Origin of the sequence: uncultured Pseudoalteromonas sp. (genome assembly GCF_963922945.1) — a bacterium.
Lineage (GTDB): Bacteria > Pseudomonadota > Gammaproteobacteria > Enterobacterales > Alteromonadaceae > Pseudoalteromonas.
Map to the genome: position 1 here is coordinate 34,434 of NZ_CAWUKC010000018.1, position 16,291 is coordinate 50,724.

Here is a 16,291-nt window from a genome sequence, read left to right on the forward strand (position 1 = left end):
CCTTGTTAAGCGAACACGTTTTAAAAACTCGGGTAACAAATTCATTTGCTTACACTTCACTATAAGTCAAATAGACTAAACTTTATATTTTATTTGTTCCTATAATGATGAGTTTTTTTAATGCATATTAGCTATAACTGTTTATGCCATATAGAATGCTCGCGCAAACTAAACCCCAATTTTAAAAGTAAATTGTGCGAGCGCGCATTATGGGCACTTACCTCAGCACTTAAATATTTAAGGTCAATATGTTGTTTAAGTGTGTCTATAAAACCGGTGATCACTTCAAACATAACGCCTTTATCCCAAAAGTTAGGGTGAAGCTCAAAACCAATAAATGCCTTACTTTTACATTTAGTTAAATTATAAAGCCCACAGGTCCCCATTAACTCCCCTGTAATATTATGTTCAATTGCCACTCTGATCACTTCGCCCTCGTAATAGCCGTTAATATCATCTTGTATTAACTGTTTGATTTGGTTTTTACTCAGTGGCGTTTTGTAATCGTTAAACTGACTCACTTGCGGGTGGTTTAAAATAAAAAATAACTGCGGGCCGTGTTTGTGGGTAATTAAACGCAAAGTAACACGTTCAAGGTGAGTTGTTTTAAACATTTTATACAGGAGTTAAAATAGCGCTTTATGGTTAAGCATTATTAACTTACCATAACGTATTAACAAGTATTATCTTATAGCTAATATTGAGAGCAATAATGAGTGACGATTTTAAAGTAATTCAACCCACCACCACTGTATACTGCCCTAAACGTGGTGAAGGCTGGACCCTAACAGGTATTACCAACATTAACGAGTTTACTTCTGTTATGTTTGATGGCACACGTTATACACTTTCAGCTCGCGAAATAGTAGAAGAGTTATTACCAAACCAACTAGCCCGAGAGCAAGATAGCTAGCACTTTATAAAAAGCAGGCTGCCCCTTTACAGCCTGCTTTATAGCTAGTAACGCCAATCAAAATGTATCATCTTCACTGTATACATTAACTTTAAGCTCATTATCATCGTCGAATACGACAAACGAAATCGGTCTGCAGCATACTTGACAATCTTCTATATATGGCGCGTCTATATCTGCTGCATCAAGTAAAACGTCTATGGTTTCTCCACAATACGGACAACCTATCGATTTTTCAGTTAACTGATTCATTTCACACCTGCCGTTTTATTAATGATTTCACTTTAATAACACACTTTTAAAAATACAACTTTAAGCCTATAAGTTTTTAAATGTTCATTTGGCCTTAATTTATAATTTTTACGTATATTATCTTTTATGCTGTTCGCGTAAGTCTTCTAAAAACAATGAAATAGAATTTACAATGAACGGGTCTAACTATTAAGAATATATAAACTCATACCACAGGTGGATCATTTTATGAAAAAATCACTTACGCTTGCATTAACATCTGCCACAATTTTATTTAGCACTTTTACACAGGCAGCCAAAACCGAAAAAGCGGTGCTAGCCGGTGGCTGCTTTTGGTGTATGGAAAGCGACTTTGAAAAACTAGAAGGCGTTAAAGACGTTATATCAGGCTTTACAGGCGGTAAAATTAAAAACCCTACCTACAATGGTAATCACCAAGGCCACTATGAAGCCGTGCAAATTACTTATGACCCTGACGTAGTAAGCTATAAAGGCATACTTGATCATTTTTGGGTAAATATTGATCCATTCGATGCCAAAGGCCAATTTTGTGATAAAGGCCCAAGTTATTTAAGTGCAATTTTTGTAGCTAACGAGCAAGAACGTAAAATAGCAGAGCAAACTAAGCAAGCCGTTGTCGAGGAGTTTCATAATCAAACAGTGGTCACGCCCATACTTAATGCCAGCACTTTTTACCCAATAAAAGGTAAAGAGAGCTACCATCAAGATTATTACAAAAATAACCCTATACGCTACAACACTTACCGTTGGCGCTGTGGCCGCGATAACCGCCTAGAAGAAATTTGGGGTGATAGAGTCACTCATTAAAAGCCTATATTAAAATGCTTGATGGGTTAACACAAACCCATCAATTCTAATCGGTAATTTTAACCTGTTCTTTTAAATTATCATGCTCTGAAAGTTTATGTTGTTTAGGTATAAAAACCATTACTGTAACTGCTAGTACTAAAAGAAGTACAAACCTTAATACTGAAGATGGAATAATAGTTTCTAAAATATTCACTAAAATTATCAGAGGAATTACAGCAATAATACCAATCAGCTTATGCCTTTGGGTAAACTCATGCAGTGTCACGCATTTAGTACACCTATACTTTGTAGACATACGAGCAACAACAAACCAAGCTAATGATATATTCGTTTGACAATTAAGACATTTTGGCAACATACAAAATCCATTTAAAATTATAACGTAACAGCTAACAGCTAACAGCTAACAGCTAACAGCTAACAGCTAACAGCTAACAGCTAATTCTATACATTCCCCCTAATTATAAATATTATTTTGATTCTGTTTCCTAAAGCAGTCCGTTTATCTACTTTATTAAATATAATAAATTGCACTCCTAGATTGATAAAACCTAATTCAACAACTGGAGTTACACATTATGTCTGCCACCCAATTACAACTTGCTCGTGCTCTAGCGTTACCCTCAAGAGAGGCCATGTTAAATCGTGAGCACTCTGTACAGCATTTTTGGTATAACAACGACCAACTACTCACACAAGCCTGGAAAGAGTGGGAAGAAACCGAAGTAGATACAACCACCTTTACCCTTGACGATTCATTACTAGATAAAAACTTACGTGAAGCCGTCAATGCTGCATGGCAAAACCCATCAAAAGAACATTTTGTAAAAGCGCTTTTAGAAGAAGTAGCGACTGATGTGTACCAATTTCAGTTTTTCGATCCTGAGCGTTTAGCCGTTCTACGTGGTTACCTAGAAAAAGTATGGAATGCTAATATACCTATGCGTCCACCGTACGGTATTGTATTAAACCGCCGTGGCGCCATGCTAGACAAACGCTCAGAGGGTTATTTAGCTGCGCCAAGTTTTCAGGCATTCTATAACCAAATATTAAATATCTATATGCGCCCTATTTCGCGTTTATTATTCCCCGAAATAATGGGTTACGACACGCAAACATTTGGTTTTTCAATTTATTACGACCCTAACACTGATGCATCTATTCGTCCGCATACCGATGCATCATCGGTAACATTAAATATTAATTTAAACTTACCTGGGGAAGAGTTTAGCGGTTCAGAGCTTGATTTTTACGACCAAGTAAACGCTAAAGTTGTGCAGTTAAGCTTTAAACCAGGCACCGCCATGATCCACAAAGGCAGTGTGCCACACGCTGCAAAACCTATCACCAGTGGCGACAGAACAAACTTAGTGTTATGGCTTTTTGGCGATAACGGTCGTATACCTGCACCGGGATCAAAACGTGTAGATATTGATGCAAAAGATCGTTGGACCACGCCAAAAACCACGCAAGACGGCTATGCACCATTTTAAAACGGTGCCAAGTTTAACCTTTTGCTCCTAGTATTTGCCCATTAAAGGTATTTAATAATACTTTAATGGGCTATTAACTTGTTGCATAACCACTTAGTTACTATATTTTTACTATGCAAGTTAATTAAAACAACCTAATGAAGTTAACAATTTATAGTCTAGTTTTTTTACTTATATCACCCTTTATTGATGCAGCACCTGCAAAACAAAGTTTAGTTGTTGGTTTAGGTGAAACATTACCGCCCTATGTCATGTCACAAAGTAATAGTGGCATCACACTCGATATTATTAAAGCTGCCTTAACCCCCTTAGGTTTCAAAATAGAGCCTCGGTATTACCCTTATACTCGCCGTGTTAAAGGGTATGTTGAAGGGAGTATAGACATATTAGCCGACATCAATTTAAACACCGCTAATGGTAACCTGCTAGATGGTTATATTTCTGATGCAGCCTATGGATACGAAAATGTGGCAATAGCTTTAAAAAGCAAACAATTTAACTTTAAAAAAATAGCTGACTTAGCTAACCATAGCTTAATCTCATGGCCAAGAGCCGACATACACTTAGGTGAAGAATATGCAAAAATGGCAAATGCAAACACACAATATTACGAAGTTCACGACCAATCACTGCAAGTAAAAATGCTTTTTTCAAATAAAACTGATGTTATTCAGATGGATAAACACAGCTTTGACTATTATCGTTCAACCCTCAAAGGTATTAACACCCAACAAGCAGTACAGCACTTTGCGCTTTTTGGCAAAAGCCCTAACGGATATTTATTTAAATCAAAAAGGCTGCGTGATGACTTTAATATTCAGCTACAAAAATTAAAAAAGTCAGGCGAGTACAATAAGATATTTGAAAAATACAAACGGGAAAAATAAAAAGGGTCGCTTAAAATAAGCGACCTTTTAATTTACAGCGAATGGGCTGTCGCTGCACTTTTAGCTTAAAGCATTTTAAAACTTATAAGAGGCAGAAAACTTAACATTTCGAGGTGTACCAGGTTGTACCCATGCATCTGCAAACGAGTTGGAGTAATACGTTTCATCAAATACGTTATTTACCTCAGCGGTAATGCCAATCGCGTCTGTTACATCATAGTTTACAAAAACACGCGCGGTTGTGTAGCTGGGTAACTCAAAGTCGGTACCAAAAAAGCCATTGCGGTTGTCAACATATAACAGCCCACCACCAAATTTTATAGCTTTACCAGCAAGCTCGCTCGATTTAACCAGCTGTAAGCTAAGTTGGTGCTCTGGTACATTTAAAAGTGGCTCTCCCGCCTCAACAGTGTAACCAAAGTTTGCATCAAAAAATGAGTTTTCTATTTGGGCATCAACATACGCATACGACGCCCAAATTTCTAAACTATCGCTAAGCTCACCCGTTATATCAATTTCTATCCCTTTACTTTGAGCTTCACCAATCGCTGCATAAGTAAACGCGGTAGGGTCGTCTACCACGAGCATATTGTCTTGCTCTACTTTAAACACCGCAACAGTACCAAATAAGGCGCCATCATTTAGAGTGAATTTAACCCCCACTTCTGTAGAGGTAGATTGGTTAGGCTCAAAACCATCGCCATTGGCATCAGCGCCCGAAAGCGGACGGAAGTTTTCACCGTAAGCACCATAAACAGAAATATAATCGCTCGCTTCATAAACCAAGCCAAACTGCGGGCTCACGCGTGATTCAGTTTGTTTAGTTTTAGTGTTTGCTAAACGATTAGTTAAACGTTGCTCATAATCATCAAAACGTGCACCAATACGAATATCTAATTTATCGGTTAAGCTTATTTGATCTTGAATAAATATGCCTAGCGACTCTTGAATTTCTACGCGGTCAGTATTAGATGTTGGTGTTGGTAATTCGTACGCACCGTAAACAGGGTCAAATACATTAATGTATTGATCGCCACGTACACGCAAAATCACTTGATCGTTTTCAAATTTATCGCTATCTATACCCATTATTAAACGGTGCTCAAAACCGCCCAGCTCAATACTTCCGCTTAGCTCTGCACGCAATACGTGGTATTTTGCGTCAAAGTCGCGGTAGCGTCTAAAGCGGTTTACTTCGCCATCTACTACGCCACCAAAACCGGTTTCGGTTGCAAAGCCTTCCATAGACGTATCGCGGTAGTTTGCACCAAATAAAATACTCCAGTTATCATCAAAATCATGAATATACTCTAACTGGTGCCCTAGTACATCGGCTTCAATTGGGCCATCGCCCGGCTCACCTAAAAAGCGACTCTCAGGAATAAGGCCAAGCTCGCCATCAATTGCTAATACACCTCTATCAAACGGTACTTCTTGTTCGCTGTATTCAAGCTCGTATATAAGCTGGCTGTTATTATTAATATTCCACACTATTGATGGGCTAAATCCTTGTTTGGTGGTTTCTATCGTATCTCTAAAACTTTCGGCGTCTTCGTAAAAACCAACAAGCCTAATTGCTACGTCGTCACTAAGCGGTGTGGTGTAATCAACATCGGCACGGTAAGTATCAAAACTACCTACAGAAAGCTTAATTTCGCCTTCGGTATCAAAGGTTGGGCGTTTAGTAACTAAGTTTACCGTTCCTCCTGGCTCGCCGCGGCCAAATAAAGCCGCACGAGGGCCTTTTAACACCTCAACAGACTCAATACCCGATAAATCACGCGAGCCACCAAAACCGCGTCCTGCATTAAATCCATTTACTAAGTAGTTGCTTGGTAAGTTTTCATCGCCTACAAAGCCACGTAATGCAAAGCTATTCCACAGTCCACCAAAGTTGTTTTGACGCGCAACGGAGGCTGATAAATCAAGGGCTTGATCAAGACTTACAGCACCTGCGTTTTCAAGGGCTTCTAAGTCAATTTTGAGCTCAGACTGCGGGGTTTCTAAAGGGCTAAAGTTACCTTGGTAAGCCTGGCGAGATGCAACAACAGTTACTTTTTCAATTGCGTCATCCTTTACGCTTGTACTTTGCTGGTTTTGCTCAGCAGCCATTACTTGGCTGCTAAATAAGCTTACTAGGCAAGTACTTAAATAGGTGAGCTTAAGCCCTTTTCGATTGGTTTTCATTGTGAACCTTGTGTTATTTAAATGTTTTTTGTTGTGTTTTTATAATTGCGCTAAACAAGGCGTTTAGCGCGTGTAATCGATTATTGCTTTGGTGTGTCAAAGCGAGGCATATTCTCTAGTGCAGTTTTAGTGGGGTCACCTTTATAAAATAACCAAGGGTAATAAAACTCACGCAATTGTTGATGATAATCTCTGATTTGCTGCTCATACGCATAAGCCGCAATCGAATCAGTGTTAGCTGCACGCGTAAGGCTGCGCTGCAGTAACAGCGGTGGCGAAAACCACGACACAACACCTGCTAAGTCGTATTTTTTTTCCGCCGCATCTCTATACGCCTTCGACAACTTAGCCGCTTTTACATCACCCATTTGTTGAAATGCGTAGTACCATTTCCACTCAAATTCACTACTCATACGGGTGTAAGGTGCTAAAGCTGGGTAAAGCTCAATAAAAGGTTCCATCGTGGCCGACTTTGGTAAATCCCACGCATCGTTAACAGCCTCACGCTGAGTAAGCATAATGTCGCCACCTTTTGGTGAGTACACTGACTTATTGATAGCCAAATCACCTAGAATAGGAATAATAAACGCAAACAATACCCACACGCCTATTAAGCTCGATGCAACACGCGGTGCACTGCTTGCCCTTTTACCCCACCACACGCTAAGTGCAGTCCAAAAACCAAGGTAAGCAATACATAATAGTGATACATAAACAATGTCTAGCGCAGTTGCCCCAGCTATAAATGCACCAACTAAAAATGGCAACATTAAACACACCATAACCGCAATAAATCTCACCGTTATACGTGCGCCCCATAACGCAAAGTACGACTTAGCCGTAGTAACAAGTAAATCATGCCTGCCGCTAGTACGCTCATTTGCAAATAAATCATGAAACAGCAAAATAATAACCAGCGGTGCTAACGCACTAATTACGAATACAAAGTCGATTTTACCCGCTTGCGCAAGCTCAGCATTTTGCGCATCACTTTCGTAAATTTGTCCCTCAAGTGCTAATAAATTAATGCGGTGTTTCCACGGAAAAATATCGCGCTCACCTAGGGCCGCAAACGCAAGGTTCGAAGGCTGAGAGTAAGTTAAATGAAAACTGTAATAAGCCAACATACCAGGATCAGTTTGCTTATTTTGAACTTTAGCGCGATCGCTTTGATCTGCTACTTTTAAGCGCTCTATGGTTTGCTGCTGCGCATTTACTTCGCTTAGCCCGCTGTAAATTGCAAAGGCTGATAAAACAAAGCTGCACAAAAGTAATACCACTAAATATTTTTGGCGAAGTAAAAAACCCCACTCACGGCTAAGTTGTGTAATTAAATAACTCATATTAAGCGTTTTCCTACCAATTTAATGCAACCTAAAAGCACAACAATCCACAGTATTAATTGTAAAAAAGCGGGAATACTACGCTGCATGCGCACTTGCGCGCTATCTGCACTAAAATTAAAGTCTTGCAGAATTTGCCAGTTGTCAGCGCTCACGCGGGCTTTTTTAGTGGCTGCAGCATCTGCATTGCGGTTCATGTCTGTTTGATAATCAAGCTCTTCAATGTGTACTTTGTTAAGCCCTTGTACAAAATCAAATCGTAATTGTTCTGTTTCGCGCAAAAAGCGATGATGTGTTTCTATACTTGTCCCTACCACATTCATCGATAAAGAACGAATAGCCACCATAGGAGATACCCATCCAAAGTAACGCGATACCTGCGTTTGCTTGAGCTCGGCTTGCATACGTTGCTCTGCAAAATGATTTAGTACTTTGGTTTGTTTAGCTTCTGATTCACTCGCCACTAGTCCTCTAAAGTTTACCGGCAGCTCATCAATACTATTTACGTTGTATTTTTTAAGGAGTGATTGTTTAAATTGCTTAAAGGCAGGGTCGTTGGTGTTATGGCCATCACCTAACTTTCTAAGCTCTGCTTTTACTGCAAAATCGGTTTCTATTTTTCCAGCCGAAGGCACAGCAGTAGACGCACTGGTACTGGCGACACGTGGCATAACAATACAGAGTAAAATCCATACAAACGCAAGCGCTGTGAAGCTACCGCTATTTTTATTAAACACGCTCGATGCAAGTAAAACCACTAACACCCACACGCTCAAATACACTGCGTAACCCACTATAAAGCTTACAACGGCTAATACACTCTCTCCCGCGCTTAGGGTAAATAGCGCCGATACCGCCAATGGAGTAATAATCAGCCCAACAATAGAAAGAAGCGCCAAGCCTTTACCTGCAATAAGGGTGCTGCCTTTAGTCCCTTGCGCTAATAAATACGACAGGGTTTGCGATTCACGCTCACGACTAATAGAACTGTAACCAATTAATATAAGCAGTAACGGCGCTAATGTTTGTACTATAAACGCAGGGGTTAAGCTCCCTAATTTGGTAAGCGCTGTACCTTGGCGCTGCTCAGCAAACATGGCGCTATTTTGCCTGTGCCCTTCTAAAAATATTGAATTTCCCGTGTAGGCATCAATACCAGGATCGAGCGTGCTAAGGGGGGTTGGGGTTCTAAAAGCATAATGCCCATAGTGCACCATTCGGTGAGGGTGGCGATCGGGCTGATCAACAAAGTTTTGCTCTGCGTTTTGCTGTAATTCATGACGCGTATGACTCAGCTCGTGCATGGTAATGGCCGTCACGACCACCGATGAAAGCGTTAATAATAAACCGATAGCTAAAACGGTCATTGCCAGTTTTGAGCGTAGCCAATAGCGCCATTCATCTTTTGCAACTATCACCACTTTTGAGAAGTTATTGATACTCATTTCACGCCTCTTTGAGCAAAGGCTGCGTGTACTTGTTCGGTATCAATACGGCCGTTTTCAGGGGCGTCAAATTCGCCCACCAGCTCACCGGCTCTAAGTAAACCAATACGGTTAGCGACTTGGCAGGCACCATACACATCGTGTGTCACCATTAAAATAGTGGCACCTGATAATGCAAGTTCTCGCACTAGTTGGTTAAACTCATCAATTGCAACGGGGTCTAATCCCGATGTAGGTTCATCAAGTAAAAATATGGGGGCTTCACGTAAAATGGCTAGTGCAATTGCGGTTTTTTGCCTCATGCCTTTAGAATACGTTTGCATTGGGCGCTCCCACGCCCCTTCTTGTAAAGCAACACGCTTAAACGCGGCATTAATTTGCTCATTGGTTTTTTTTATATCAGCAAGAGATAAAAAATATTCTACGTTTTCGCGAGCTGTTAAATGCGGGTATAACGTTGCTGACTCTGGTAAATATGCAGTTTTTCCGCGTACAAAATCAAGCGCCTGTGTTACCTCTTTACCCGCTACTTTTACTGAGCCTTGAGTAGGCTTATTAAAACCCAATAACGTTTTTAAGGTGGTTGACTTACCCGCACCATTACCACCAAGTAACGCGTATATTTCGCCTGAGCCTACAGTAAAGTTTAAGTTTTTTAAGATGGCGTTATTTTTAATACTGAAACTTAATGACTCTACTGAAACAATTGTGCCTTTGGTGTTTTCACCTTGTTGAGATTCTATAGGTGTTGTTTGATTTACTTCTGTAGGTGTACTCACATTCAAACTCGATTAGGGGGAAATTAGAATGTGGTGAATGTTATACTATATCAAACGCTTATTGCAATAGTATAACATTCAAATTAATGCTTACTTTACACATGCTAAATTTAAAAAAGACTAACGTTAAATAACGCAGTTTTTAAAGTAATGCTAAATGACCTAGATTACGATTTTAAGTCAGTCTAATTATTTAGTTAAAAATTACGAGGTAAGTGGGTATATTTATATATTGTGCTATCTTTTCATTATATTAAACTTTATCAACCATGGGCTAATATGCTTCATCGAGGCGCAATTGCTATTGCATTACTAGCAAGTTTTGTAACAAATAAATCTTACGCAAACAACCTAGATGTCAATTTTAGTGGCTTTGCGTCTTTAACTTTTAGTTACTCTGACGACTCAGATATTGGCTTTGCATCAAGCTATGCAAATAAAAACGAAGCTGGTTCTTCAGTTACACGAGATTCAATTTTAGGCGGGCAAGCAAATGTATCACTGGCGAAAAATTGGGATTCTGTTATTCAGGTAGTACTACAAGATCGCACCTTTAAAAGTTTTGATAATTATTTAGAACTCGCTTTTGTGCGTTATCGCCCTTCGCGCCATTGGGCATTACGTGTTGGCAGGTTAAATAGCGATCTTTACTTACTTTCTGAATACCCCTATGTAGGATACGCCTATACATGGGTACGCCCGCCCCATTCTTATTATTCATTTGCAAACATAGCAAGCAACTTTGATGGGATTGATCTAGAGTACAGCAAGTATATAAATGAAGGTTTTTTACGTTTAAAACTCGCTTATGGTACCTCAACTGCCAAGCTCAAAGCCTATAACAATGATTTTTTTATTGATTTTGATAACTTAGCTACATTTAGTGCAAATTACATGTTAGATGAATGGACTATGCGCTTTTCGTTATCACATTCAAATTTAGGCGACTATAAATCATCTAATTTACATGCATTTATAGATGCACTTGACGCCGTACCACAGAGTATTTGGCCGCAAGCTCAACGTATATCGGCTAAATTTAACACCCAAGGCAATACCCTAGAATACGCTGCTTTTGGACTCACTTACGATAATGATAATTGGCTTGTTCAATCTGAATTAGGGGTCTCAGAGTCTGATTGGATAGTGGCACCCTCTGTATTGAGCGCTTATGTTAGTGCTGGTTACAGGGTAAATAATGCAATTTTTTACACTGGTTTTTCAGCAGCTAAAAATCGTGACGACGTGGTTAAAATCACAGACCCTATTATACCGCCTGGCATACCTGATCAAACCTCTGCGCCCATACAACAACTCGCAGCTATCACAGAGTCAGCTGTAAAAATAACTAACGTGCATCAACACGTGATTAATATAGGAGTTAAATGGCAGCTTTCTGAGCGCATTGCACTAAAAGCCCAGTTAGACCGCTTTGACATAAAGCCAGAAGGAGCCGGTCTGTGGAGCCTAGCTGACCCAAACGATGCAACTAAAAGCAACAAAGTACATATAATTAGCTTAAATGCGAGTATGGTGTTTTAGTTATGTTAAAACCTCGCAACCTTTGCATAAATATAATACTCGCTTGGTACCTGCTTTTTGCTAGCGCCTATGCTAATTCAACAGAGTTTGCTGTAGTGGTAAATAAAAACAATGCAATAAACACCCTATCAAAACGAGAAATTATTGATATTTATATGGGACGCTATTTAACCTTCCCCGATGGTGAGGCCTCAAAACCACTTGATTTACCTGCTCAATCAGCACTAAAAAACGATTTTTATATACAGCTGGTCAATAAAGACGAGCAAAAAATAAATGCCTATTGGGCACGATTACTATTTTCTGGTCGCGCTAAGCCCCCCACCCCCTCAACATCCGTAGACGATGTTATAAATAAAATTGCAGCATCAAAATTTGCCATAGGTTATATCCCTCTAACTAAAGTAACAGATGCAGTTAAAGTGGTGTACACGTTTGATTAAAGTTAACAGCCACAACCTTTATATACGTGTTGCACTCTCAATTGCCATGATTGCAATTGTCGTATCTATTGTGTCGTCAATGTTGTCGTACTTTTCAGGTTTTAAAGAAAAGAAAAACACTAACTATCAGCTAGTACAACAGTTAGCACGAACAACAGAAAAAACAGCAGCAATAGCCGCTTATATAAATGATAAAGAATTAAGCCAAGAAATAATAAACGGCTTATTGAGAAACGATTTAGTCCAAGGCGCAAGCCTCGAAGGCGATGCAAATGCAAAAGGCGAAATTGAGCTGTTCATTGCTAATGGCACCACAAATAAAAACAAAGAAGCAGTTATTGTTAAACTGGTACACCCTTTTTTAGACGACACTTATATAGGTGAGCTGGCAATATACCCAAACGATAACTTTATAAAACAGCAAGCTCAAGCTGCACTTATCAAAGAATTTATCTTAATGCTCATACAATCCATTGTTATTGCTTTTTTTGTATCGTTGGTCGTGCATCGTTGGCTTACTAAACCAATTCAAGACCTAACCGACAGCTTTGCTAAAATAAACCCGAGCGAGCCCGAAACATTCACAAAGCTGACTTATAAGCAAGGTAAGCGAGATGAAATAAGCAGATTAACCCGAGGTATCAATGCCTTAATGCACGAACTGCATTTAACAATCAGCAACGAGCAAGCACTGCGTAAAAAAACTCAAGAACTAGAAGCCAAATTCAGGCTAATATTTGAGCAAGCTAGTGCGGGTATTTGTTTGCTTAATGACAAAAACATTATAACCACCTCTAACCCTGCATTTAAGCGCTATTTTAGTGTATTTAGTGAAAACCAATTATCAAACGTATACTTTACTGATTTAGTTAACAATGCTGATGAATTACAAAGTCTACTTTTAGCTATTCGTGACAACAAAAAACCTTCTCAAGCCACTTTAGATATTGAATGTAGCCTAGGTGATAGAACCGTATGGTTTCATTGTTTATTTGCAAGGTTAACTGACCAGCGAAATACCCAACGAGGCCAACAGCAAGTGCCCTTAGTAGAGGTGATTTTACATGATATAACCGAACGTACAGAGCGCGAGCTTAAAACACGATTTGAAGCTGATCACGATCCACTTACCGGCCTATTAAACAGGCGCGCCGGAGAAAAACGTCTTACTAAAACACTTCGAGAATGCATAAATAACAACAGTCATTTAGTTGTTATGATGATTGATTTAGACAAATTTAAGCCTATTAACGATACCTACGGCCACGAAGCTGGCGACAAAGTGCTTATAGAAACAGCGCACCGATTTAAAACGCTTTTCCACCAAAAAAACGATATGTGTATCCGCTTAGGCGGTGACGAGTTTATAGTTGCACGGCAGCTAAATAAGGTCGATAAAAAAGAAATACAAAAACATGCGACCGCCCTATTAAATGAGCTACAACAAAAGGTAAGTATTTCAAGCACACAAGCATGTGCAGTAGGTGCAAGCATAGGTATTGCAATAGCCCCTTATGATGGCACTGAACTTCACGAATTAATGCATAACGGTGACAATACCCTTTATCACGTAAAAGAAACAGGCAGAGGTAGAGTGGCCTTTTATGACGATATAAAAAATTAGCTAGCGAATGCTATAGCGTTTTTAAGGCTTTTAAATAATCTTTATTATAAAAATAAGCCGCTAAGCCAAAATACGAAATAGCACCTAAATAAGCGATTGGAAAGTGGCTATATGCGCTAAGGTAGATTAGCAATAATATAAAGAACAAACTGATGCTAAAACAAACCACTGCCAAAAGCCTGCCTAACCAAGATATAGATTGGGCTGCAATATTTAAAACAAACAATGCAATAGCGCCAAATATTACATACCCTAAAGTGTTTAAATCTTCCCCGTGCGCTAAACCGTCTTCACTGTAGTACATCATGTAATGAGCAAGCGGAGTCAGTGCTAATAAAGCCCAAAAACCATAACTGCTCCACGTTGATGAAACAAAATAGTGACTACCAATGTTAGGCGCAGGAAACGATGCTTTATATCTATTTTGATTCATAAAAAATGACCTTTCATTTAGTCTGCTAAACTAAAATAGCTACGCTTATTATTGATTTTTATAAAAATAATTATAATTCACTTCATTGTTCACAAACCTACACTAGTAAAAAGTGATAAATCAGCCCTCTAAAACATAGATTTACATCCAAACCTTTAAAGTAAATTGAACAATTAAGTTTTCAGTTGCTAGAATGCCAACCTATTTTTCTATCAAGAGATACAATGGCAAATTTCAATACTCATCTTAATACTGCAGTCATCATCACCGGTTTGGGCTCAGCCACTTTATTATCTGCAGGCCATATTGATTTAAACGGCGCACTTTGGTTATGGTTTTTAGGTTCAATTGGCGGCTTATTACCCGACATAGACTCAGATAACTCCACCTCACTCGACACTATTTTTAACTTATTTGCACTAAGCGCTGTATTACTGGTGCTGCATTACATAACCACCGAACTAATTATTCACATTAGTTTTATTGAGTTAATTATAGTACCGCTATTAGTGTACGGATTTATGAAATACATCCTAAGACCCATTTTTGAATGGATCACCGTTCATAGGGGCAGTTGCCATTCTTTACTATTTTTACTGCTATGCGCGCTATTAACAACGCAAGTAACCTGGCAACTCAATGAGCAAACGACCACACAAGCAGCTACTTTTGCTTGGTTAACAGGTGGGTTTATTTTACTCGGCGGATTAATCCATCTATTACTTGATGAACTTTACAGTGTAGATTTAAATAATACCACCATTAAACGCTCGTTCGGCACTGCGCTTAAAATTGCCGACTTTGATAATAAGTTAATTACATTGGCATCGGTTATTGCCGTTGCAGGTTTAATCTATGTAGCCCCACCCACAGAGCAAACTATTACCGCATTAAGTGATTGGTCTCAATTTAGGCTTTTATCTTAATAAGCTTATAAGTACTTACCCCATTAAAGTACCCATAAACACTATTTATGGGTATAGATGTTTTTATCTAATGTCTATTTTAATGTTGAAAACCACCCGTTTAGCAAATCAAAGTAACCTCAATATTTAAATTAAAAACTAAAGCTTGGCTCTATTTGTAATTAATTATTATTTTTATTGGTTTTAGTGAAATTTTTAAATTGCTTTGCCTGTCTTATAGTTTCAATATTTATATAAAAGTTTCAACGGTTTGATGCGTGAAAACGTCTGCATTTTTAAAACGTTAAATATAAAATCATAAGAGGTCCCTAATGGAATTTACACATAAACGCACCATCCTAATTTCAGCATCTTTATTGTTGTTATTGGCTATATCACAGGCTATCTTTTCAGCTCTTTACAGTGCTCAAATTAGCTTTTCTAGGCAGTTTGCATGGGGACTAGAAGCACTAGTATTTACCTTACTCGTTGCCTTTGCGGGCTCAGCTATGTTGCAAGCAAAAAATGCACAACTAGGCTGGTCAGCTATCACGTTTAGTGCAGTACTTAACATCGTGCAGGTAAGCGTTGGTCTTACTTTGTTTTCTACATTTGGTAAAGTTGCAGGCACAGTAGAAGGCGCACAGCCTTTAATTGGTGGCGTGGTTTCGCTGTCATTCATGATTTACTACGCAGCTAAATTATTATTAGGTTTAGCAGCTGTTGTATTTGGTTTATCTTTTATTGCAAAAGGCGGCAAAGCCATTGGCGGCCTTACAGCCTTAACGGGTGTGCTTGCAATGTTAGCCAATGCAGTATTAATTACCGTTGGCCGTGATGGTTTCCTACCATCAGGTGTGGCTGGCGCATCAGGTATGATTGCAACGTTACTGTTAGCAATCTGCTTATTTAGTCTTAACCGTAAGCAAGATTAAACCCTAATAGCTTAAAGTTATGTGCTTTTTAAAATAAAGGTTAAACATCGGCGTGTATTAAAATGTTAATCCGCCGATGTTTTATATTTTTGGTTACGCTTAGCACATCCCTCGTTTGTATTTTTTAGTAATCAATCATATCCCTAACTCATAAAGAGAATATGAGACACTGCGCTTTTAGAGACCATAAATAGCTTGAACCAAAGCAATTTTATTAATTTTAGTTTTAATGTCTGAAGTCAAGATTTGATAATCATATAGAAAGCTCCTCGAGTTTTT

General features: G+C 38.9%; 17 protein-coding genes. 9 read left to right on the plus strand and 8 right to left on the minus strand.

All coding sequences use genetic code 11. The features are described 5' to 3' along the window. Nucleotides 1–131 precede the first annotated feature (131 nt). Entirely contained in the window at nucleotides 132–614 is a 483-nt protein-coding gene (locus tag AABI99_RS06190) for a GNAT family N-acetyltransferase (protein WP_338364496.1), read from the minus strand. Nucleotides 615–712: 98 nt separating this feature from the next. On the opposite strand from AABI99_RS06190, the gene AABI99_RS06195 reads away from it, so the two are divergent. Continuing rightward, nucleotides 713–913, plus strand: a complete 201-nt coding sequence (locus AABI99_RS06195; RefSeq protein WP_338364498.1) for a hypothetical protein — start codon at nucleotides 713–715, stop codon at nucleotides 911–913. Between the two features lie 57 nt (nucleotides 914–970). On the opposite strand, the gene AABI99_RS06200 is transcribed toward AABI99_RS06195, so the two are convergent. Next, nucleotides 971–1,165 (minus strand): CPXCG motif-containing cysteine-rich protein, encoded by a 195-nt coding sequence (locus AABI99_RS06200; protein ID WP_338364500.1) that lies wholly within the window; start codon nucleotides 1,163–1,165, stop codon nucleotides 971–973. Between the two features lie 228 nt (nucleotides 1,166–1,393). Between AABI99_RS06200 and msrA the strand changes: the two genes are divergently transcribed. Then, nucleotides 1,394–1,993 (plus strand): peptide-methionine (S)-S-oxide reductase MsrA, encoded by a 600-nt coding sequence (msrA, locus tag AABI99_RS06205; RefSeq protein WP_338364502.1) that lies wholly within the window; start codon nucleotides 1,394–1,396, stop codon nucleotides 1,991–1,993. 46 nt (nucleotides 1,994–2,039) lie between these two features. On the opposite strand, the gene AABI99_RS06210 is transcribed toward msrA, so the two are convergent. Next, entirely contained in the window at nucleotides 2,040–2,354 is a 315-nt protein-coding gene (locus AABI99_RS06210; protein WP_338364504.1) for a hypothetical protein, read from the minus strand. Nucleotides 2,355–2,574: 220 nt separating this feature from the next. Between AABI99_RS06210 and AABI99_RS06215 the strand changes: the two genes are divergently transcribed. Both AABI99_RS06215 and AABI99_RS06220 read left to right on the plus strand, forming a co-directional pair. Beyond that, nucleotides 2,575–3,489 (plus strand): 2OG-Fe(II) oxygenase family protein, encoded by a 915-nt coding sequence (locus AABI99_RS06215; RefSeq protein WP_338364506.1) that lies wholly within the window; start codon nucleotides 2,575–2,577, stop codon nucleotides 3,487–3,489. A 137-nt stretch (nucleotides 3,490–3,626) separates the two neighbouring features. Beyond that, nucleotides 3,627–4,376 (plus strand): transporter substrate-binding domain-containing protein, encoded by a 750-nt coding sequence (locus AABI99_RS06220; protein WP_338364508.1) that lies wholly within the window; start codon nucleotides 3,627–3,629, stop codon nucleotides 4,374–4,376. A 75-nt stretch (nucleotides 4,377–4,451) separates the two neighbouring features. Here the strand turns inward: AABI99_RS06220 and AABI99_RS06225 are convergent, their stop codons facing one another. From AABI99_RS06225 to AABI99_RS06240, 4 genes are all read right to left on the minus strand, one after another. Further along, complete coding sequence (locus AABI99_RS06225) at nucleotides 4,452–6,563, minus strand: TonB-dependent siderophore receptor (RefSeq protein WP_338364510.1); 2,112 nt, start codon at nucleotides 6,561–6,563, stop codon at nucleotides 4,452–4,454. An 80-nt stretch (nucleotides 6,564–6,643) separates the two neighbouring features. Beyond that, complete coding sequence (locus AABI99_RS06230) at nucleotides 6,644–7,906, minus strand: DUF3526 domain-containing protein (protein ID WP_338364511.1); 1,263 nt, start codon at nucleotides 7,904–7,906, stop codon at nucleotides 6,644–6,646. Beyond that, a complete protein-coding gene (locus AABI99_RS06235; protein WP_338364513.1) occupies nucleotides 7,903–9,351 on the minus strand; it encodes a DUF3526 domain-containing protein in 1,449 nt (482 codons plus the stop codon). The genes AABI99_RS06230 and AABI99_RS06235 overlap by 4 nt, the downstream gene beginning before the upstream one ends. Then, the gene (locus tag AABI99_RS06240; protein WP_338364515.1) at nucleotides 9,348–10,130 is read right to left on the minus strand and encodes an ATP-binding cassette domain-containing protein; all 783 of its coding nucleotides are present in this window, start codon (nucleotides 10,128–10,130) and stop codon (nucleotides 9,348–9,350) included. The genes AABI99_RS06235 and AABI99_RS06240 overlap by 4 nt, the downstream gene beginning before the upstream one ends. Before the next feature lie 279 nt (nucleotides 10,131–10,409). On the opposite strand from AABI99_RS06240, the gene AABI99_RS06245 reads away from it, so the two are divergent. From AABI99_RS06245 to AABI99_RS06255, 3 genes are read left to right on the plus strand one after another with little or no spacing between them, the layout of a single operon-like run. Continuing rightward, the gene (locus tag AABI99_RS06245; RefSeq protein WP_338364517.1) at nucleotides 10,410–11,672 is read left to right on the plus strand and encodes a hypothetical protein; all 1,263 of its coding nucleotides are present in this window, start codon (nucleotides 10,410–10,412) and stop codon (nucleotides 11,670–11,672) included. Between the two features lie 2 nt (nucleotides 11,673–11,674). Beyond that, on the plus strand, nucleotides 11,675–12,115 hold the full coding sequence (locus AABI99_RS06250; RefSeq protein WP_338364519.1) for a hypothetical protein: 441 nt from the start codon (nucleotides 11,675–11,677) through the stop codon (nucleotides 12,113–12,115). Continuing rightward, nucleotides 12,108–13,739: a sensor domain-containing diguanylate cyclase gene (locus AABI99_RS06255; protein WP_338364521.1), complete on the plus strand. Its 1,632-nt coding sequence runs from the start codon at nucleotides 12,108–12,110 to the stop codon at nucleotides 13,737–13,739. Before AABI99_RS06250 ends, AABI99_RS06255 begins: the two co-directional genes overlap by 8 nt. Nucleotides 13,740–13,749: 10 nt before the next feature. On the opposite strand, the gene AABI99_RS06260 is transcribed toward AABI99_RS06255, so the two are convergent. Continuing rightward, entirely contained in the window at nucleotides 13,750–14,172 is a 423-nt protein-coding gene (locus tag AABI99_RS06260) for a hypothetical protein (RefSeq protein ID WP_338364522.1), read from the minus strand. 224 nt (nucleotides 14,173–14,396) lie between these two features. On the opposite strand from AABI99_RS06260, the gene AABI99_RS06265 reads away from it, so the two are divergent. Together AABI99_RS06265 and AABI99_RS06270 are read left to right on the plus strand one after the other, a co-directional pair. Continuing rightward, nucleotides 14,397–15,098: a metal-dependent hydrolase gene (locus tag AABI99_RS06265; protein WP_338364524.1), complete on the plus strand. Its 702-nt coding sequence runs from the start codon at nucleotides 14,397–14,399 to the stop codon at nucleotides 15,096–15,098. A gap of 311 nt (nucleotides 15,099–15,409) precedes the next feature. Then, nucleotides 15,410–16,012, plus strand: a complete 603-nt coding sequence (locus AABI99_RS06270; RefSeq protein WP_338364526.1) for a thiamine biosynthesis protein ThiC — start codon at nucleotides 15,410–15,412, stop codon at nucleotides 16,010–16,012. Nucleotides 16,013–16,291: the final 279 nt, after the last annotated feature.